This window comes from Lysinibacillus sp. GJ-1, from assembly GCF_021166035.1.
Lineage (GTDB): Bacteria > Bacillota > Bacilli > Bacillales_A > Planococcaceae > Lysinibacillus > Lysinibacillus sphaericus.
Genome location: NZ_CP088912.1, coordinates 2,197,296 through 2,217,750, shown reverse-complemented (window position 1 = coordinate 2,217,750; position 20,455 = coordinate 2,197,296). Strand labels below are relative to the sequence as shown.

At 32.4% G+C, this 20,455-nt stretch carries 17 protein-coding genes and 1 pseudogene; 10 read left to right on the top strand and 8 right to left on the bottom strand.

Annotated features, from left to right (window positions below; genetic code table 11):
• The first annotated feature begins 319 nt into the window (after positions 1–319).
• The 6 genes from LO754_RS10545 to LO754_RS10520 all read left to right on the top strand — a co-directional run bounded on the left by LO754_RS10545 (position 320) and on the right by LO754_RS10520 (position 7,721).
• Positions 320–1,888 (top strand): glycoside hydrolase family 10-like protein, encoded by a 1,569-nt coding sequence (locus LO754_RS10545; protein WP_024361758.1) that lies wholly within the window; start codon positions 320–322, stop codon positions 1,886–1,888.
• 438 nt (positions 1,889–2,326) lie between these two features.
• Positions 2,327–2,977 (top strand): TnsA endonuclease N-terminal domain-containing protein, encoded by a 651-nt coding sequence (locus LO754_RS10540; protein ID WP_231786202.1) that lies wholly within the window; start codon positions 2,327–2,329, stop codon positions 2,975–2,977.
• Positions 2,953–5,133, top strand: a complete 2,181-nt coding sequence (locus LO754_RS10535; protein ID WP_231786201.1) for a hypothetical protein — start codon at positions 2,953–2,955, stop codon at positions 5,131–5,133. The genes LO754_RS10540 and LO754_RS10535 overlap by 25 nt, the downstream gene beginning before the upstream one ends.
• A 14-nt stretch (positions 5,134–5,147) precedes the next feature.
• The gene (locus LO754_RS10530; RefSeq protein WP_231786200.1) at positions 5,148–6,122 is read left to right on the top strand and encodes an ATP-binding protein; all 975 of its coding nucleotides are present in this window, start codon (positions 5,148–5,150) and stop codon (positions 6,120–6,122) included.
• A 19-nt stretch (positions 6,123–6,141) separates the two neighbouring features.
• Complete coding sequence (locus tag LO754_RS10525) at positions 6,142–6,831, top strand: hypothetical protein (protein ID WP_231786199.1); 690 nt, start codon at positions 6,142–6,144, stop codon at positions 6,829–6,831.
• Positions 6,832–7,043: 212 nt separating this feature from the next.
• Complete coding sequence (locus LO754_RS10520; protein ID WP_231786198.1) at positions 7,044–7,721, top strand: hypothetical protein; 678 nt, start codon at positions 7,044–7,046, stop codon at positions 7,719–7,721.
• A gap of 135 nt (positions 7,722–7,856) precedes the next feature.
• Here LO754_RS10520 and LO754_RS10515 read toward each other — a convergent pair.
• Positions 7,857–8,591: pseudogene (locus tag LO754_RS10515) on the bottom strand (DGQHR domain-containing protein); the annotation flags it as partial.
• Between the two features lie 56 nt (positions 8,592–8,647).
• On the opposite strand from LO754_RS10515, the gene LO754_RS10510 reads away from it, so the two are divergent.
• Positions 8,648–9,007, top strand: coding sequence for a helix-turn-helix domain-containing protein (locus LO754_RS10510; protein ID WP_024361764.1), 360 nt, complete (start codon positions 8,648–8,650; stop codon positions 9,005–9,007).
• A gap of 245 nt (positions 9,008–9,252) precedes the next feature.
• On the opposite strand, the gene LO754_RS10505 is transcribed toward LO754_RS10510, so the two are convergent.
• The 6 genes from LO754_RS10505 to LO754_RS10490 all read right to left on the bottom strand — a co-directional run bounded on the left by LO754_RS10505 (position 9,253) and on the right by LO754_RS10490 (position 14,102).
• Positions 9,253–10,287, bottom strand: a complete 1,035-nt coding sequence (locus LO754_RS10505) for a Ger(x)C family spore germination protein (RefSeq protein WP_231786311.1) — start codon at positions 10,285–10,287, stop codon at positions 9,253–9,255.
• Between the two features lie 18 nt (positions 10,288–10,305).
• Entirely contained in the window at positions 10,306–10,467 is a 162-nt protein-coding gene (locus LO754_RS10500) for a hypothetical protein (protein ID WP_231786196.1), read from the bottom strand.
• Between the two features lie 178 nt (positions 10,468–10,645).
• A complete protein-coding gene (locus LO754_RS23445) occupies positions 10,646–10,834 on the bottom strand; it encodes a GerAB/ArcD/ProY family transporter (RefSeq protein ID WP_255702666.1) in 189 nt (62 codons plus the stop codon).
• Positions 10,822–11,385 carry a GerAB/ArcD/ProY family transporter gene (locus LO754_RS23440; protein ID WP_255702665.1) on the bottom strand — a complete coding sequence of 188 codons (564 nt, stop codon included), beginning with the start codon at positions 11,383–11,385 and terminating at the stop codon, positions 10,822–10,824. Before LO754_RS23440 ends, LO754_RS23445 begins: the two co-directional genes overlap by 13 nt.
• Before the next feature lie 112 nt (positions 11,386–11,497).
• Positions 11,498–12,925: a spore germination protein gene (locus LO754_RS10495; RefSeq protein WP_231786195.1), complete on the bottom strand. Its 1,428-nt coding sequence runs from the start codon at positions 12,923–12,925 to the stop codon at positions 11,498–11,500.
• A gap of 814 nt (positions 12,926–13,739) precedes the next feature.
• Positions 13,740–14,102, bottom strand: a complete 363-nt coding sequence (locus LO754_RS10490; protein ID WP_024361768.1) for a winged helix-turn-helix transcriptional regulator — start codon at positions 14,100–14,102, stop codon at positions 13,740–13,742.
• 127 nt (positions 14,103–14,229) lie between these two features.
• On the opposite strand from LO754_RS10490, the gene LO754_RS10485 reads away from it, so the two are divergent.
• The 3 genes from LO754_RS10485 (at position 14,230) to gshAB (ending at position 18,572) form a co-directional block, all read left to right on the top strand.
• Positions 14,230–15,345: an S-(hydroxymethyl)glutathione dehydrogenase/class III alcohol dehydrogenase gene (locus LO754_RS10485; protein WP_024361769.1), complete on the top strand. Its 1,116-nt coding sequence runs from the start codon at positions 14,230–14,232 to the stop codon at positions 15,343–15,345.
• Between the two features lie 4 nt (positions 15,346–15,349).
• A complete protein-coding gene (gene fghA / locus LO754_RS10480; protein ID WP_024361770.1) occupies positions 15,350–16,183 on the top strand; it encodes an S-formylglutathione hydrolase in 834 nt (277 codons plus the stop codon).
• Positions 16,184–16,313: 130 nt separating this feature from the next.
• Positions 16,314–18,572 carry a bifunctional glutamate--cysteine ligase GshA/glutathione synthetase GshB gene (gene gshAB / locus LO754_RS10475; RefSeq protein WP_231786194.1) on the top strand — a complete coding sequence of 753 codons (2,259 nt, stop codon included), beginning with the start codon at positions 16,314–16,316 and terminating at the stop codon, positions 18,570–18,572.
• Between the two features lie 830 nt (positions 18,573–19,402).
• Here gshAB and accD read toward each other — a convergent pair.
• Entirely contained in the window at positions 19,403–20,251 is an 849-nt protein-coding gene (accD, locus tag LO754_RS10470; RefSeq protein WP_025219471.1) for an acetyl-CoA carboxylase, carboxyltransferase subunit beta, read from the bottom strand.
• Between the last annotated feature and the right edge of the window lie 204 nt (positions 20,252–20,455).

The following is a 20,455-nucleotide window of genomic DNA, read 5'->3' as shown; positions in this document are numbered from 1 at the left end:
TTTCCGAAATAATCAATCTTTTTATGGTACACTTTATCACACAAACTTAACAATTGACCAAATGATTGGAAATAGAAATTACCAGTGAAGGGAGAATAATTGGGTATTTGTGGTATTATATAGTGAGCGAAGAAACAGAAAAAAATTTTCCACCGAGCTTCGCAAACAATTGGAATTACCAATAGGGGGTCTGCCGACAAAATTTAGAAGGATTAATCAGTTCCTACTTTTATAGAATAGGCTGAAATGGTATTTACTTAGGTTATAGTAACAGCTAGGTTTGAATAGCTAAGAATTAAAAGGAGAGATTTCAATATTTATGTTTAAAAATTTTTTTGGAAAGTGCTTAGTAACTTTTTTTGTTTTACTTTTACTTATCCCTGGTTTTACAAATCAAAAGGCTACAGCTAATTCACTACCTCAAAATGAAATGCGTGCAGCCTGGATTGCAACAGTTTCTAATATTGATATGAAGGCAGGTATGAGTAAAACCCAATATACTCAATGGGTTCAAAGTACCTTAGACAAATTAAAAGCTAATAACTTTAATACAGTTATTTTTCAAGTTAAGCCATTAAATGATGCACTGTACCCATCTAAGCTTGCTCCATGGTCATCGTATATAACAGGCAAGACACAAGGGACCAATCCGGGTTTTGATCCATTGCAAATAATGCTGGACGAAGCACATAAGCGAGGATTAGAACTTCATGCTTGGGTAAACCCATATAGGGTCACGATGCCATCGCAATCTTTGTCTAATCTTGCTGCCGATAATGTAGCCCGTAAAAATTCTAATTGGGTAGTGAAATACGGTAAACAATACTATTTAGATCCTGGTTTGCCGGAAGTTCAAAATTACTTATTATCAACCATAGAAGAATTAGTAAGCAACTATGATATCGACGCAGTACATATGGATGATTACTTCTATCCTTATAAAATAAAAGGAGAGACTTTTCAAGATCAACAAACTTTTAAAAAGTATGGTGGCTCATTCAATAATATTGAAGACTGGCGCAGAAATAATGTTAATGAATTAGTTAAAAAGGTTTATGCAAGCATTAAGGCAATTAAACCACATGTTCAATACGGAATATCTCCGTTTGGAATTTGGCGAAACAAAAAGCAAGATTCTACTGGTAGTAACACGAATGGAATGAGTAACTACGATGATCTTTATGCTGATACAAGACAGTGGATTAAAGATGGTAGTATCGATTATATTGCGCCTCAAATCTATTGGTCTAGAAATCATAAAGCAGCAAATTACTCGGTTTTATTAGATTGGTGGGGAAGAGAAGTTCAAACGTACGCAAAAGTCCATCCTGTTAATCTATATATTGGCATGGCCAATCATAAAGTTGGAAATGATTCTGATACTGCGTGGAATAATAAGACGGAAATTATCAGCCAAGTAAACGCCAACAGAGCAAATAATAATGCTCAAGGACAAATGCATTTTTCTCTAAGAAGTATTAACAATAACGCTCTTGGACATGCTTCTTATCTAAATCAGCAACTATACAATTATAAAGCTTTAACACCTTCAATTTATTGGAAAGACTCTGCAATACCTTTACGTCCAACTGATGTTAAATTGAGTAAAGAGTCTTTCGGCATGAAGCTTACTATTACAGATGAAAATAGTACTCAACCAAGGAAATATGTAATATATCGATTTGATGGAACAAAAGAAGGATCATATGAAGACGCTAAAAATATAGTGGACGTGGTTTATAACACACAAGGTAATACGATTTATGTAGATACGAAGGCAAATAGGAGTAAAGTATACACATATGGTATAAAGTCTATATCTGCTACAGGTGTGGAAAGTAAAACTGCTTTTGTTCTAAAAGATGGAATTCCTTACCAGTCAAACTGAAAAGTTTAATCATAACAACCTCGTAACTATAGCTTACGAGGTTGTTTCCATGAGTTAGTTAAACGCAGAGGAACATTTAGTTTTCCTTATTGTAAAGCAGCTCTATATACGGCCTAGAGATATATCAGTAAGGGGCAGGTTACGAACCATCAAAGGTCGTAACAGTTGCTACAAATGCTTAAAAACAAAAGAAAAGAGAATCACACAGTCACGCGTGAGAAACTTTATGTATCGTTAGTAATTAAATGTATATGGACAAGAATGTCCAGACATTAAATATTTTACTTGATAACTGGTATAATAGCATTTTAAAAAAAGAAGTCCGTACATTCTTGTCTAAATTTAGAGACAAGAATGTACGGATTTTGTATAATAAAGACAAGAATATCCATACTTATTATTTTCAGAATATTCAATTTATATAACGGGGTGATATTTTTGTATATACCATTAATTACTTCTGCTAGTAAAAAATTTGGCAACAATAGGTGGGAATCTTTTAGCAATAAATTAAAACGAAATGTTTTTTTATTTAGCGATTTAGAATATCAGCATTGGATACAAATAGAAACGGATCCAAACATAATTGATTTTTGTGAACAGGCGATAAAAATGGAGATTATAGAAGAAAATAAAAAACAATTCTCTATTATAGATATGTGGGTAAAATACAAAAATGGGGAGCAGCTTTTTATAGAAATAAAATATTCTAAGGATTTAAATAAAGATTCTGTAAAGAAACAAATAAATGTACAACGACTATGGTGCAAAGCAAATCAAGCGAATCATTTAATTAAGACGGAAAATGAAATAATACTTAACCCTATTAAACTATCAAATTTAAAGCTTTTAATACGTCAAATCAATAATACACTGGCAACAAAAGAAGAAAAGGTAGAAATAGTTAAGAAGCATATTATTGAGCATCCAAAATCAATACAACAAATAACACTTGAAACAAATATTGAAACAAGTGAATTGATAAATATTATATGTATTCTTTTATATAACGGATATATTAAGTGTGATTTAGATTCACGGCATTTAGGGAAGAATACGGAGGTATGGAAGATATGCGCAGATACCTAACAGATAAAGTACCTATTAATGATTTAGATATTACTAATTGGGAAGATATTTATACAGGGGATATGACAGCGAATGAACTACATACGTTTAAATCGCGGAAGAAGGCAATTGATCTCTTTTTCAGTACCGATATTCCCATAGATAAAATAGTAGAAATAACAGGGATTGTAAGGAGTGAAATATATCGTTTTGCTTCCCGCTGTATTATGTATGATGAAGTAAACAAAATTCTGGGTTATAGAGGATTAGTACATTATCAAGCTGTTGTCCCATATAATCGTAAAACGATTTGTAACATAAATCCAACTAATTATTCAGGTGCTTTCCAATTACTTTTGAAAAATTACCCTGAATTAAAAATCTTCTTAATAGATGAGTATTTTAATAAATCTAAAGCAAAAATTAGCGCTAGAGAACGTAAAATTAGTTATAAAAATTTGCATAGGAAATTCATTAATGAATGTAGGAAGATCGGTATTAGACCTAATGAGTATCCTTTTAACACAATTAGTTTAGCCCGAAAGTCCGTTGAAAGATTTATTAAAGATGTTTCAAATAACTATATCCGTGAAGTAGCTGATCTTAATGGAGGGCAATCCTCCATGATTTTAAATAATGTTAACAATTCTATTAACTCGAATTCAACAATTACTAGACCATTAGAAAGAGTAGAATTTGATGGCCATAAACTTGATGTAATATCCGCAATTGTATATCAAACACCCAAGGGAGAAGAAATAATAGATATACTTAATCGTTTTTGGTTATTAACTGTTGTTGACGTCGCAACAAGGGCAATTGTAGGTTACCATTTATCTTTCAATAAGGAATATAACCAAGAAGATGTTAAGAAGTGTTTTCAATCATCAATTTTACCTTGGAAACCTAAAACTCTTACTATACCAGGATTAAACTATTCTAAAAATGCAGGTTTTCCCTCATCAAAATTTTCTGAAGCTGAATACGGCATTTGGGATGAAATATGTTATGACAATGCAAAATCACACCTTTCAAATGAAATAAAAAATTTATTAACAAAACAAATCGGTTGTTCTATAAATATGGGGCCTATAGCAGTTCCAGTTAATATACCAATTATTGAGCGGCTTTTCAGAAGTATTGAAGAGAACAGTTTTCATCGGCTACCTTCAACTACAGGTAGTAATGTAATGGATCCTCGAAGAAAAGATGCTGAGAAGAATGCTATAAAATTTTCTATTACCTCTGATGCGATAGAGGAGTTATGTGACGTAATTATAGCAAATTACAACGCAACACCACATGACGGTAATAATGGCTTTACTCCTTTAGAGGTATTTGAAAGTAGGATTAATCAAGGTATGCATATTTCTACAATCCCAGTAGAAAATAGAGCCTTAGTTAATTTATTTCCAATAACTTGTGTACGAAGAATTAAAGGAAATTTAGATCAAGGCAGGAGGCCATATATACATTATAAACATGAACGTTATACTAGCCCTGAACTTAGTAGAGATTTTTCAATGGTAAATGAAAATGTAACAATTTTGATTAATACTGAGGATCTTCGGTCAGTTGTAGTTTATAGACAAGATGGCACAAAATATGGGGTATTAACTTGTAGTGGCTATTGGGGAACAGTACAGCACTCCTTAAAATTAAGAGATGCAATAAACAAATTTAAGCGCGAACGATATTTCCATTATACCGAAGATGAAGATCCTATGGATGCTTTCCAAGCTTTTTTAGAAGAAAATGCAATTAACGATAGAAAACTTAGAAATCTATTAGCTGAATTAAAATCCTATAAAAAAAGATATAAAATTGACTCGAAAAATAAAGAGAAGAAAAAAGTACAGGTAAGGTTAAAAAAAGAACAACAAAATCTACACCAAGAAGTTATTGATGTCAGAAAGGATGCTAAGGCAGAAGATATTTCAAAAATTAATCCTAGTAATAAACAGAATATTGAATTCAAATCAACTCATGATTTAATCATAGAACAAAAATTAAATCAAAAAGAAAAACATTCTACGGCGGGTAATACTAGTTTAGATAAAGATGAAATCAAATTAAATATCATTAATCCTGAAATCACAGAAACAAACTACTATGAACATTTAATAAACGCAGAAAAAAACAAAAATAAAAATAAAAGAAAATCAATCACACTTTAGGTGGTGTAGATATTATGGTGAACTTATCAAAATTTAATGTTCCTATTGGAAAACACCCTGTAGACACCGGAAAATATTTAATTGCTACGAATGAAATTGATAAATTATGTTATATAGTAGGTAACTGGATTGATAACAGATTTCCAGGTGCCATAATTCATGGTCGCCCTCGCTTAGGGAAAACTCGTGCCATTTCCTACTTAATTAAAGTACTTCCAGATGAATTAAAGCAGAATATTCCTATGTTCCATATTAGATGTAGAACCTATAAAAGTGCGAGGGAAAGTAACTTTTTTGAAGATTTGTTAGATGGAGTTGGACATGCTGCACCTGATTTAGGAAGACCAAGTGAAAAAAGAGTCCGGTTAAAGTATTTTTTTATTAATGCAGCCGAAAAATCAAAACAAAATAAAATTGTTATTTTTATAGATGATGCACAAAAACTATCTGCCATCCAATATGACTGGTTAATGGATGTATATAATGAATTAGACGAATATGGAATTGTATTAACCACTATTTTAGTAGGACATGATGAATTAATTGACCGTAGAAAGAGATTTATTAAAAATAAGGATTTTCAAATAGTGGGTAGATTTATGAGTGATAGCTATCAGTTTAATGGATTAAGAGATGCTGAAGACTTTAAGATATTACTGGAGCAATACGATGAAGGAACTGAATTTCCTGTTAATTCAGAGGTGTCATTCACACACTATTATTACAGGGATCATTTTGAAAACGGATTTAGGCTAGTTAACTTTGCAGATGAGTTTTATGAAGTATATTTAGAACTTCAATTAGAAAAAGGATTACAAAACAATAAAGAAATACCGATGCAATACGTTACGCTTTCTATAGAATATATATTAAAAAACTATGGGTTTTTTAGTGAAAATGTTCAACTTTTAAATAAAAATCTTTTTAAAAAAGCAATTATTAATTCTGGTTACATTCAATCTGAGTTAGTTTTATTAGATTTAGATTAAATACATTTGGAGGGGTAATTTGAATAATAAAGAGTTTGTTTGGGATAGGGATTGGATCCATAGTTATTTATCCAATTGGTGTATATTCGAACGCTTTAAGTACTCGAATGCCTTAAACAATAGTGCTTTACTTCGTATTTTTGGAAACAATAATGTTCAAACAGTTAAGCGTATTGAAGGCGTAGGAGATTACCTAAGAGACCTAGTAACCTTAAGTGGAATAGATGAAGGAAAAGCTATTGAAATATTTGGGATAAACTTAAAAAGTAGAAATTCATTGATATACAAGAAATTAAAACCCATATTAGGTTTAACATATGCTTATGCCATCAGAGAGAATATTACCATTTGTCCATGTTGCATTAAATTTGGCTTTCACAGTATTTTTCATCAAATAACCCTTTTTAAAACATGTATTTTTCATACAAATGAAACATTAGTAGATAGCTGTGAAAAGTGTGGAAAGGTTTTAGGGAAGTATCTCTTGTCCAATTTTTCAAATCCACCGTTTACTTGTGCATGTGGATTTTGTTTCTTAGATAATAATAATGTAATTTCAATTTTCAGAAGTTGGAAAAACAAATTTAGAATAGAAAATGCGGAGCTATTAAACCTCCTTAGCATATACAAAAGTCAAAAAGAAACTCCGTTACTAATCCAACCAATACGTATTTTAAGAAAAATAATGAATTCGTCCAATCCAATTTAAGTCTGTTAATTGATTATCAAAAAAATTACTACTTAAACAAAGAATTAAACGAAAATACAATTTTAAAAGAAGTATATTCTCAGAACTTTTTTTCCTCTAAAAGTGCTTTAAAAAATATAATGACCAACTACGAATACAATTTCAATTATCGTTATAACATTCGTTCATTCTTGCAAAAGGATAAGATTGACGCAGTGTTTTATGAGATTTATATGCAATCAAGAGATATTTATAAAGCCATTAAAAGATATTTAATGAAATACTATTTAAATGATCATAAGACTTGTATCCAATTAAATAATGAATTAAAAGCTAATGACTCTTTTTGTGGATTCGCTTTGGCTTTTACTTTTTGGAGAGAAGAGTTTGAAGAAATAAATTTATCTAAAAAAATAAAACAAATACCGGTTGAAACAAAAATATTTAACTATGAGTGTTATTTAGAAAGATTTTCTCTTTATCCTAAGGGTATTTATTCTAATTATCTAGAAGATTTATTAAATAATAGTTTTAAAATCACGCATGATTTTAATTTAATAGATATAAATCAAATTAAAAAAATAATAAATACGATGCTACCATATTTATTGCTCGAAAGGTTCGCTGAATATTTAGATTTGATATTAAATCCTACAAAATATAAATCAAACAATTATTATTTACACGATATAATACCAATGCATTTAATTATAATAGAACAACACATACAAGATACTACAATATATCACCAAAATATATTTAATAAATTAGAAAAATTAATTCAAGACATGCAAAAAGAAAAAAATATATGCGGTTTTGATAAAAATATTAAATATGAACGGTATAGAACACCATCAGAGCTTGCAATTTTAAAGATGGATCTTAATAGGGGTGAGAATATAACTAATTAATGATAATAGTGAAGTGTATCTAATACTTCTTGAAGATTACGGTGAATATAGTGTCTAGTAAAGAATCAAATATATTTACTATTTGTGGTTAAATAAAAGTAGTCTCCAATAAAATGGAGGCTACTTTTTATATAGCTAACCTTTAAGACAATTTAAAATATCATCAGCAAGCATTTTAGACCCTGCAGCACCTTTAATGTACTTTAAATTCCCTGAAGATAACCAATCAATATCTTTCAAATTTCTTAAAAGCTTTGTTAATTCAATAGAATCTGGTTGTTGGGATTTCATCGAATAGTTATCATTAATAATTTTATTCCCTACAATTGCCAATGCATTTAAACATGTAATATGTGTCATTCTATACAACTGATTATCGTCCCACTGTTCTGGAAACAAATCTTTAATTAAGTTGAAGTAAAATAAAGCCATGTTTAATTTTCTTTCTTTAGAGAGACTTGCTAAAGCAGATTTTTTAGTTAATAAATTCATGATATTATATAGATTTTGCAATGTTACGTTTTTTTCTTTAGTTCTTCTTCCTATTAAGGTCCCTTTACTAAAGAAAGGGCTCTCTGGCTTAAGAATTAAGTTTGTAGCTACCCAGCTAAGGTCATCATTATCCCTATTTAAATAACGACTTAGTGATGTACCAATACCCTTAGCTTTTGAATTAATTACATCGAATAATTTAATTTCTTCATCCTCATCTAAATAATGAAAAGCTAGGAAGGGAACGTTAAGTGTACTATCGGTTTCATTGATATATTCACTAATTCCTCCTAATCTATGTTGCCCATCCATTAATGTAGCTTTCTTAGTGCATATCAATCTCCCAAAATTTCTTCTATGTCCATCATAAGCATGAAACTCCCAATTTCCTAAGGTAGTACAAAGCTCACATAGTCTAAATGTGAGGTGATTTTGTGGATAGTTTAATCAAATTAGTTGGTAGCAACATCAAGGAAATTCGGAAATTGAAAAAACTAACTCAGGAAGAATTGGCCGAAAAATGTGGTCTGCAAACTTCATATTTGGCTGGGGTTGAAAGAGGGGATAGGAATATTACTATCCAGACCCTAGAAAAGATTACTGAAGGCTTGGAAGAAGCACCTAGTAGTATTTTTAAATTTGACACACTAAATTTTGATAATAAGTACTTTGAGAAAAAAGAGTTGGTTCTGATCTTACAAAATCTAATTGAGGATAGAAATGAATCAGAAATCAGGTTGATTTTAAATATTGCGAATGAAGTATTTAATACTTATGAAAAAAAAGAGAAATAATCAAGAAATTGCTTTTAACTTCAAAAACCACTCAGTAGAGTGGTTTATTTTTATATTAAGAACAAAATAAGCATTTAATAACAATAGGGTTAAAATTATTGGTTTTTATTTTTAAGATAAATACTTGCAAATTACAAATAATTTAAAGGGAATAAAAATGAAAGAGCTGTTAGATAAAGTTGTTATTGGAGGAGGGCAGGCTGAAAGTGAGCGCGTTTTTTTATTTTATAATTACCTTTTGTGTTCTAATCTGTCAAAGGCACAATATTTAACTGATAATCAATCTTAATATCCATCTTCTTGAATATTTCAATCCATTCTTTTTCATCCATTGGTTTTGAAAAAGGTTTTAATGTATGAATACCTAGCTGTAATGGATCTACCTTCAATTCTTGCATCTTTTTTATTAGCTCTTGTGTTTGTTTTTCAAGTTTGAATTGGATTTCTTTTTTCAAATCTTCTAATTCCTTTGGTTCAAAAATTTGCTTTTCTCCCCGGTATTCTTCAATTCTCGAGTCTAAATTCACTGTATAGGTCATTGTAGACAAGCTATTATTGATCTCTACTTTCGTATTAGACCTAACATGACCTAGAACAACTTCTAAATCTGGGATTGGCAGAACTGATAAGTAGTAATCATCTTTTAACAGTTGGAAGATGCGATCATCAAAAGTTGTTATTATTTCAACTAGTTTATCATTTTGAAACAGGGCTGTACCTTCATAACTGATAGCGTCATTTTCTATTTTAAATACAGGTAAGAAAGGATCTGAATAAGGCGTATATAATAAATTTTTAAATTCATGTAAATTAACAACGCTAATTTCGCCCTGATTCTTTTCCTCATAATGCTTCAGCATTCGGTAAAAAGAGTAATCAAGATTGTCTTGTTTATCCAATTGATTTTCCAAGTAACCTTCAAAATTTCCTTTTACGACAACTAAATAAATTCTTAAAGAAATATCCGGATCATTTAATAACACATTAATAATGGACATAATTCCTTCTTTACCAATGTCTTCATTAATAATCAGCATTCTCATTTGCCCAGATTTCATTTCCTGGTAAAAGTTTGAGTTAAAGACCATTAATCCTTCTTTTATTAAGCTTACTTCTCGCGTCATCACACTCTTTTTTTCTTTGCTTAGAGGAGGCAATATCGTACTAATTTTTATTTTACCTTCATCCCCTTTACGAAGTGATAAAAATGTGACTGGAGCGAGCTCTTCAATAATGTTATTTTCAGTAAATGGGGCACATCCAGTTAACCATACTGCAATAAATAAAATTGAAAATTTTTAGCCATCTTCTTTCGTAGTATCATGTTTATGAACTCCCTTTATCTTCATAGCTACGATAATAATAATTGGAACCGCAAAATAACTTAAGCTTCCTGCAATAATTTGAAGATTAAGTAAAACAACTTGTTTTTCATCTGACTTCCAAATCCATTCATTCACAAGTAACATTCCAATAAAATTATAAATACACTGAAAATAAAGCCTATACGACTGGAAGGTTTATACACTTTCTCGTTAACTACTTTAGATGCTCCATAAAACAACAGAAGAAAAATTGATCCCGCAAAGACGATGTTAAATAATTCTAAGGCAAGCATGACCATATCAATACGTTCAATTACTGGATTTTGAAAGTAACGGCCATAGTGACAATTGGAAATGGGGTTTTGCTTAAATAATTGGAACCGAAATAGAATAAGGATGCCATATAAAAGGTTACATACTCTATAACGGTTAGCGCATTTCCATAAGACAAATAACGAAATGTCCTATTATTTGCTTTAAACCATGGTCCTAAAAAAACCAGAAATTCATACTCTGAAAAGAAGATAATATTAATAATATTCCTTTCCAGGAATCCCTTGTTAATTCCATTGGAATAATAGGGTACAAATCACTGAGATGAGCTATTGGAGGAAAGAAGAAAAATACAAAGAATAAGAACATCCAAAATGTACAAAAAAAAGAAATTATGACAAAACGTATCGTTTTTCCAACACCCTTCCATGCTACATACAAACAAGTCAACAGTATAAAAAAGATAAGCCAATTGGAATCTGTAGCTGGAAACATAAATATTTGTACTATTTCGGTGAAGCCTAACATAATAACGAAAAGTTTAAGCAGGATAAAGAACAGACCGACCAGAGAAAGAAAACGTACAAGTTTTTTTCCGAATAATTGGACAAATCCGTTATAACCGTCGCTAGAAAACCGGGTTAAAAACCATCTGGATAAAAGAAGAATGTTTAGTTGGGACAATAAGCCGACCAATATAATAACCCAAATCATATATGGATGGATTAAATACCTCGGCATAATTAAGAAAAAGTAAAGTAATTGGAGGCGATTAACCATCAACATGATATAGAACCCGTTATAGGTTTCATTCTTATTAAAAAATTGAAGGGCTTTCATCAGTTCATCTCCTAGCTTGATATCTTTTCTTCTTCAGTGGTTTAAGATGTTCCTACTGTTCCTTCATTTTAACTAAAGGCTCTCTAATGAATAAATCAAGCCAATCTTTTCCGTAGAAAGGAGCTACAGGAGATAAATATGGCTGCCTTAGTGAAGATAATCCATTAAGGTGAGCTAAAATGATAATCATCGCAAGAACAATCCCTATAATCCCTAGAAACGAAGAACACACAAGAAGAATGAATTGAATTAATGAATTTGCCTTTGTCACAAGGTAATTAGGAACAAGAAAGGATGCGATAGTTGAAATTCCTACCATGACAATTAACACTTTACTAGCCAAACCAGCCTCAACTGCTGCTTGACCAATTACAATACCCCCAATAACCCCAAGTGTTTGACCAGTCTTTGTTGGCATCCTTAAACTTGCTTCTTTTATAATTTCAATAAAAATCAACATGATAAATGCTTCCCAAAAAGGAGTGAAAGGAAGCTTGCTCCTTGATTCCACCAAGACGAAAAGCGTTTGTAAAGGAATCATTTGATAGTGATGAGTTGTTAGTGCCACGTAGAAAGGAATTAATGTGATAGAGAGAATAAAACTTACATATCTTATGATGCGCAAAAAACTCGCAACGACCCAACGATTAATATAATCCTCTGGTGATTGGAACAAATGAAACATAGTAATAGGGGCAACTAACGCAAAAGGTGTATTGTCTACCAGGATCGTAATTTTTCCTATTCCCAGGGAATAAGCAACAACATCAGGTCGGTCAGTCTGCTGAAACTGAGGAAAAATACTGTCTGGATTTTCTTCAATAAATGCAGCTACTTGAGATGATTCAAAGAAGAGATCATAATTAATTTCTAAAATTTTCTTTTTCGCAATTGAAACAAATTCTGGATTGGTCAGTCCCTCTATGTACAATAAGACAACATTTGTCTCACTTAAAGAACCAACGGTGAACTTCTCTGTTTTCAGTTCATGTGTTGGAAGGCGTTTCCGAATAAGTGTAATATTTTGTTCAAGCTGTTCACTGAAGCTGTCCTTTGCTCCTAATAGGATGGTTTCAGTATCCGATGGTTCAATTGCACGTCCAAGCGGATTTTTTAATGGGATAGCGAACCAAAGGTTTGACGAGGAGTCAAATAACACAACAGATCCTTGAAACAGCTGCGTTTTTGCTTCATTTAAAGTAGAAATAGAGTTAATTGTTGAATGAACATAGTATTCTTGAATGGACTGTTTGGAATGATTAGATAAAGGTTTTACAATGCTTTCATTTAATCTCTCTTGGTCAATTAAGGTTCTTATGTAGATAAGAACAACATGTTGATTTTCAGAAATGGTAAGCTCGACAAATTCCGCATCATCCATTTGAACGAGGGCTTTTTTTAGAGACTCTATTGATATTTTTAATTCCACGTTTGATTGAGAAACAGTCTTATTTTCATTTGATTGTATTTTCCGAAACATGTATATTCCTCATCTCTATAAAAAAATGCATCTTTGAAAGAACGGTAAAATTCCATGTTAATGCGATTTTTAGCTCCTTAAGTGTTAAGTATTTATACACCTTAACCACCTAAGACATCAAAGGTGATCCATACAACAAGGATTACGCTCCATCAATTCTTTTAACAATTGGGGAGTACAGGAGCATTAATGAGCTTTTAAATAATTTCACTCGAATATAACTAGCTAATACAGATCGCTGGCGTCAAATTGTAACGCTTCTATTTGCCACTATTACAACGATTTGAATGATTCAACATTTAGTTTTACCAGATACTCATGGATTTACACACCAGCTAGCTCCTTTATTAAATATCTTACGCTTTTTTCTGCTATTATTTTTGCTGACTAATGGCGCTATGAATATTGCTAGTGATAAAGAATCAGGCTGGCTTGGGTGATAACGAAAATATTTAAAGATGAGTCAATAGTTCTTAACCCACGAAGTATATTGTAATATGTGTAGTCTTAGCAGGAGTTATCCTGTGTTTTTTATTATCGTCTAAGGGCTAAGTAAATGAATTTTCTTTGAAAAAGACCTTGGACAAAAAGGCATTTTTTATAGGGGAATACCATCGTATTAAGCAACATACTTTTGGTAATCGAAAAAAACATTTTATGTAAATATTAATTGAGAAGAATTATTTATATATTTTATAGTGCTAAATGCAAATTTTCATCACCAAAAATAATTATTTGGGAACATTCAAAAAGCCACGAAACGCCTTCATATCAGCGTTTCGTGGCTTTCATTTTAAAATCGTTTGTGAGCTCGTTATTCAACTGAAGTTTTATCAGCATTTTCTTTCAAAAATTCTCTGAAATTATCTCCCCAATCACAAATGGAATTTACAACAGGTTCTAAGCGTAAACCAATTTCACTTAGTTGATACTCTACTCTAGGAGGCACAACAGGGTATACATCTCTAACAATGATTTGATCTTCTTCTAATTCCCTTAATTGTCTAATTAACATACGTTGATTGACATCGGGAAGGTATCGCTGTATTTCACTTAACCTTAAAGGAGACTGTTGGAGTAAACACCATATAATCGCTATTTTCCAACGTCCACCTATAACGGATAAAGCCAAATCTTTGCCAGTGAAAAAAGTTTTTTCTTTATAATGGATTTCCATATATTGTTACCCCTTTACTATTAATGTTTCATTTATAGTGACAAAAAAGTCAGTATTGTATAGTTTATCATAAAGTGTAATCATGGGAAAAGTAATTATTAGTAAGGAAAAGAAAGAAGGTATTCATTTGAAGAGTAGAGCTGCTGTGGCATTTAAACCAGGTGAGCCACTAGAAATTGTAGAAATAGATGTTGAAGAACCAAAGGCAAAAGAGGTATTAGTAAAAATTCTATATACTTCTGTCTGCCATACAGATGCATTTACCTTATCAGGTGATGATCCAGAAGGCGTATTTCCTGCTGTACTAGGTCATGAAGGTGCTGGGATAGTCATTGCTGTAGGTGATGAAGTTACTTTAGTAAAACCTGGGGACCATGTTATTCCACTATACACGGCTGAATGTGGAGAATGTAAATTCTGTCGTTCTGGTAAAACAAACCTATGTAGTGCAGTACGAGAAACTCAGGGTAAAGGTTTAATGCCTGACGGAACAACTCGTTTCTCATATAATGGTGAACCTATTTATCACTACATGGGAACAAGCACATTCAGTGAATATACAGTCGTGCCCGAAATCTCTTTAGCGAAAATTAACAAAGAAGCGCCGCTTGATAAAGTTGGTCTATTTGGATGCGGTGTTACTACAGGGATTGGCGCTGTACACAACACAGCAAAAGTGCAAGAAGGAGCTGTGACAGCCGTATTTGGTTTAGGAGCCATTGGATTAGCTGCTATTCAAGGTTTGGTTCAAGCAAAAGCAAGCCGAATTATTGCTATTGACTTAAAGGAGGATAAATATGAATTAGCTAAAAAAATGGGTGCAACTGATTTTCTAAATCCATCTAAATTTGATAAACCAATTCAAGAAGTCATTGTTGAAATGACGGATGGAGGAGTAGATTATAGCTTCGAGTGTATTGGAAATGTTGAAGTAATGAGGTCTGCTCTGGAATGTTGTCATAAAGGTTGGGGTGAAAGTACGATTATCGGTGTAGCAGGTGCAGGTAAAGAGATTCATACTCGTCCATTTCAACTAGTAACAGGTCGAGTATGGCGTGGTTCTGCCTTTGGAGGTGTGAAAGGCAGAACGCAGCTTCCAGGAATGGTTGATGATTATATGAATGGTGAAATCGATATCGATTCGTTTATCACACACCACTTAAACTTTACAGACATCAATGAAGCATTTGATTTACTTCATAAGGGTGAGTCCATTCGTACGATGTTAACATATGGAGAGTGAGAAAGTGAGTCTTAAACTTATTGAAAAACATCGCTCTTTCGGCGGTGAGCAATATAAATACCGTCATTATTCACAAAGTTTAAAATGTGATATGACATTTAGTATCTACTTACCAGCAAATAAAGAAGAAAAAAAAATCCCCCTAATTTGGTGGCTATCTGGCTTAACTTGTACAGATGATAATTTTAGTCAAAAAAGTGGTTTTCAAAGATTAGCTGAAAAATATCAAGTGGCAGTCATTATTCCGGATACTTCACCACGTGGGGGTAATGTTGCTAATAATGAGGGATGGGATCTTGGACAAGGGGCAGGTTTTTATTTAAATGCGACACAAGATCCTTGGGCAAAGCACTATAACATGTATACGTATATAGTAGATGAATTAACTGCCATTGCGACATCTTTAATACCTCATTATTCAGGTGAACAAAGTATAATGGGTCACTCCATGGGGGGACATGGCGCATTAGTGATTGGTATGAAAAATGCTACCATATTCAAAGCGATTTCTGCCTTTTCGCCTATTTCAAATCCTAGTGAAGTCCAATGGGGAATAAATGCGTTCTCAACTTATTTAGGTGAAGATAAAGCTTCCTGGAAAGAATGGGATGCGTCAGAACTGGTCAAAGAAGCTGGTATGCCGCCTATTCTCATTACGCAAGGAACGCAAGATGAGTTTTATCCAAAACAATTAGATGAAACAAATTTTTTAAAGAATGCAAGGGAAAATAATCATTTAGTACATTACAAGAAAGCTGAAGGTTATGATCATAGTTATTTCTTTATTGCAACTTTTTTAGAGGAGCATTTCGCTTTCCATATGGAATACTTAAGATAATTTCTTTTATATCCATATTTTAGCAGAATGTGGATATTCTCGATCATTTCCTTTTGTCGTGCATTGCAGGTAACTAAATAATATATAAGAAACAGCTGAAGGGGTGAGCAAATTGGGGGCTATTTTTAAAATGGATTATAAAAAAATATTAGTTAATGACCATGTGAAACCATACTTATTAAAAGCTCGTTATGGGATTGAAAAAGAAAGTAAACGAGTAGATTTATCCGGAAATTTAGCTAAAACGGATCATCCTAAAAGTATTTCTCAACAAGATGACCATCCGTATATTCAGCGGGATTTTTCAGAATTACAGATGGAATTAATTACACCTGTTACTGATACATTGAACGAACTTTTTGATTATTTAGCAGCAATCCATGATGTTGCTTATCGTTCTATGGGTGAGAATAAAATGCTTTGGCCATTAAGCATGCCGCCACAGTTACCAGAGAAAGACGAAGATATTGTAATGGCGAAATTGAAAAGTGCTGAAAATGTTCGATATCGACAATCATTATCGAATTCTTATGGCCGTCGTAAACAAATGCTTTGCGGTGTTCATTTTAACTTCGAGTTTGGCGATGAGTTAATTCAAGCATTATTTAACGCACAATCGGAGATTAAAGAGTATCAGCATTTTAAAACAGAGATTTATCTAAAAGCTACAAGAAACTATTTGCACTATCGATGGTTAGTTACTTATTTTTATGGAGCTTCTCCTAGAAGTGAAAAGAATTTCTTTGAAGAAAATTTATTGAATGAGGTAGTAAGAAGCATTAGAAGCAGTAAATATGGTTATACGAATTCGAAAGATGTTCAAGTGTCATATAGTAGTATACAGAATTATGTATCAGACCTTTCTTCGATGGTTAAAAGAGGGCTTCTATCAGCAGAAAGAGAATTTTATTCACCTGTCCGTTTAAGAGGAGGACATCATGTTTCAGAACTAGAGGATAACGGTATTAGATATATTGAATTGCGAAATATAGATTTAAATCCTTTTGAAACATACGGCATTAGCTATGAACAAGCAGAATTTCTCCATCTTTTCTTAATTTATTTACTATGGAAAGATGAAGGGGAAAATAGTGATGAGTGGGTAAAAATAGGAGAATGTTACAATGATATAGTGGCTCTTGAGCATCCATTAGAGCATACACAATTTGAAAAAGAAGCAAAAAAAATGATTGATGAGATGAAACATTTAGCAACAATTTTAAATTTGACTATTTCAGATACGTTATTTGTTCATCTGAAAGAAATGCTAATGGATCCAAGTAAGACTTTAGCTGGAAGACTTTTTGAAGAAAGTGAAAAATGCAGTCAACGTCAATTGGCTACGTCGATTGCTAAAGAAAATTATAAAAAATCATGGGATAAGCCATATCAATTAGCAGGATTTACTGACATGGAGTTGTCTACTCAGATTTTAATGTTTGATGCGATCCAACAAGGAATCCAAGTAGAAATCTTGGATCGACAAGACCAATTTCTGAAGCTGAAATTAAAAGAACATGTTGAATATGTAAAAAATGGTAATATGACAAGTAAAGATAATTATGTATCCACTTTAATTATGGAAAATAAAACAGTAACAAAGAAAATTCTTCAACAACATGGATTTCGTGTGCCGAAAGGGAAGGAATTTCAGACAATTGAACAGGCTTTACGTAGCTATGATCTCTTTTCCTCCAAACCTTTTGTCGTGAAGCCGAAAACAACAAACTATGGATTAGGAATATCAATCTTCAAAGAAGGCTCAAATTATGAAGATTATCAAAAAGCCATTATATTAGCATTTAAAGAAGACTCTTCCATATTAGTAGAAGAATTTCTAAAAGGAACAGAATATCGATTTTTTGTATTAAATGATCGAGTAAAAGCTGTTTTACTAAGAGTTCCTGCGAATGTTAAAGGTGACGGTAAACATACAATCGAAGAGTTAGTCATGCAAAAGAATCGTAACCCGTTAAGAGGAAGAGACCATCGGACACCTTTAGAAATTATCCAGTTAGGTGAATTAGAGAATCTTATGCTTAAAGCTCAAGGATATCAAGTCAATTCGATTCCTAAAATGGATGAAATCATCTTTCTGCGTGAAAATTCCAATATTAGTACAGGTGGAGACTCGATTAATGTGACGGATCTAATTCCTGATGATTATAAAAAAATAGCAGTGGATGCAGTAGCTTCATTGGGAGCTAAAATTTGTGGTATTGATTTGATTATTGAAAATGGTAATAAAAATGCTTATGGAATTATTGAAGCCAACTTTAATCCATCTATGTATATGCACATCTATCCATATAAAGGAGAGACTCGACGTTTAACTATGCATATCATACATTATTTATTTCCTGAACTATTGCATAGTCAGTCAAATTAGGGGCACCACTAGCGAAATGCGGATTTCCGACGTTAAGCTGTTGAGTGACAAGTGATAATAAAGTAATTTGATGTTTCAATCTCAAATATTTAAAACCACGTCCTGAGTAAGGACGTGGTTTTAAATGCTGTGTATATAATGCTATACTATGCAAATGTTAAACGATTGAACGATTATGTGATAATTAATTTCGTTTTTCCTTATAGTTTATGGATCGCAGATAAGACACTTTGTTTATTTGTAAACGGTTATGATAGATTAAGATTAGTGTGAGAGCAATCGAGTTGACCAAAGGTACGTGAGACTGAATGTCACTGCGTTTTACATCACTCTGATTTAGTGGTAAATACTTAAAATACAGTATGTACAGGGAAAAATAAGAATGTCCGGACATTCTTGTCCTTTTTATTTTTTAAAAAAATGTACTGTCTGGACTTTCTTGTCCTTTTTAGCTTTTGAAATTGTGAGTTTGTCTGTATTTTCTTGTCCAAAAAGTAGGGAATTATCTTACGTCTGGACTTTCTTGTCCAAAATGTCTGTAGTTTCTTGTCCGTATACAAAAACCGATCTTTATGGGTAGTTGACGTATTCAAGCACTCCTCCACGCAAAATAATTTTAGTTTACATAATATAAATTATAGGAAGTTATGTTTCATAGTTAAGTATACTTATGATAGTGAGACAGAATAGATGTTCTTGGACATCAAAGTCTAAACTTTACTTCAGTGTCAAAAAGTTTAGACTTTGATGTCTTCTTTATTTATTTCTCAGTTTTTAATTCATCCATTTTTTCTCGTTATTGTACTATCGGTTCTTCAAAAGCTAAATTTTTAGACATGTTGCACATCGCCATTTGTATGCATTTTTACAAGCATCGCTACTTGGTTTCGTAAATCCTTCCTATGGAAAACTGCATCAAGCTGACCATGCGCTAGTAAAAACTCTGACTTTTGGAAATCATTTGGTAATTTTTCTCTTAGTGTTTCTTCAATTACACGGCGACCAGCAAAGCCAATCAATGCTTGTGGTTCTGCAATATTAATATCTCCAACAGAAGCAAAGCTTGCTGAAACGCCACCGTATGTAGGGTGCGTCATGATTGAAATAAATAATAGTCCTTCTTCACTATGACGTTTTAATGCCACACTCGTTTTTACCATTTGCATTAATGATAGAATACCTTCTTGCATGCGCGCGCCACCACTAGCAGTAAAGATAATAACCGGTACACGTAATTCAATAGCTTTTTCAACGGCACGTGTGATTTTTTCTCCTACAACGGAGCCCATTGAGCCCATACGGAAATGAGAATCCATAATTGCTACAACAATTTCTTCTCCATCAAGAGTACCTAACCCAGTCAGTACAGCTTCGCTTAATCCCGTTTGTTGTTTAGCCACTGAAATTTTTTCTACATAATCAGGGAAATTAAGTGGATTACTTGTTTGTAAATGATCATCCATTGAAACAAATGAACCTTCATCTAAGAAATAGGCTACGCGCTCCTGTGCAGTCATTTTGAAATGATGGTCGCATTTTGTACACACTTTATGATTTTTTTCTAATTCCTTTGTTAACTGAATATGACGGCATTCTGGACATTTTGTCATAAGTCCTTCTGGAAATCTCTTTTCCTGTCCGTCCTCTTTCTTTTTACTAAATAAGCTACGTATTGCCATGTTTTACTCCCCCTATGTTTGTCTAAATGCCTTGTTCAGCATTTTTGTTCGTAAGCTTTTAATGCTTCTTTTTCATAGCCAAGCTGCATCGATTTAAACGGTCACAGGCATAAACTGCTAATTGAAGCAGACTTTTAGTGAAAAACGATTATTTCTGAGTGATGATTATTTCTCGTAAAACATCCAGACAATTAGTCGTACCTC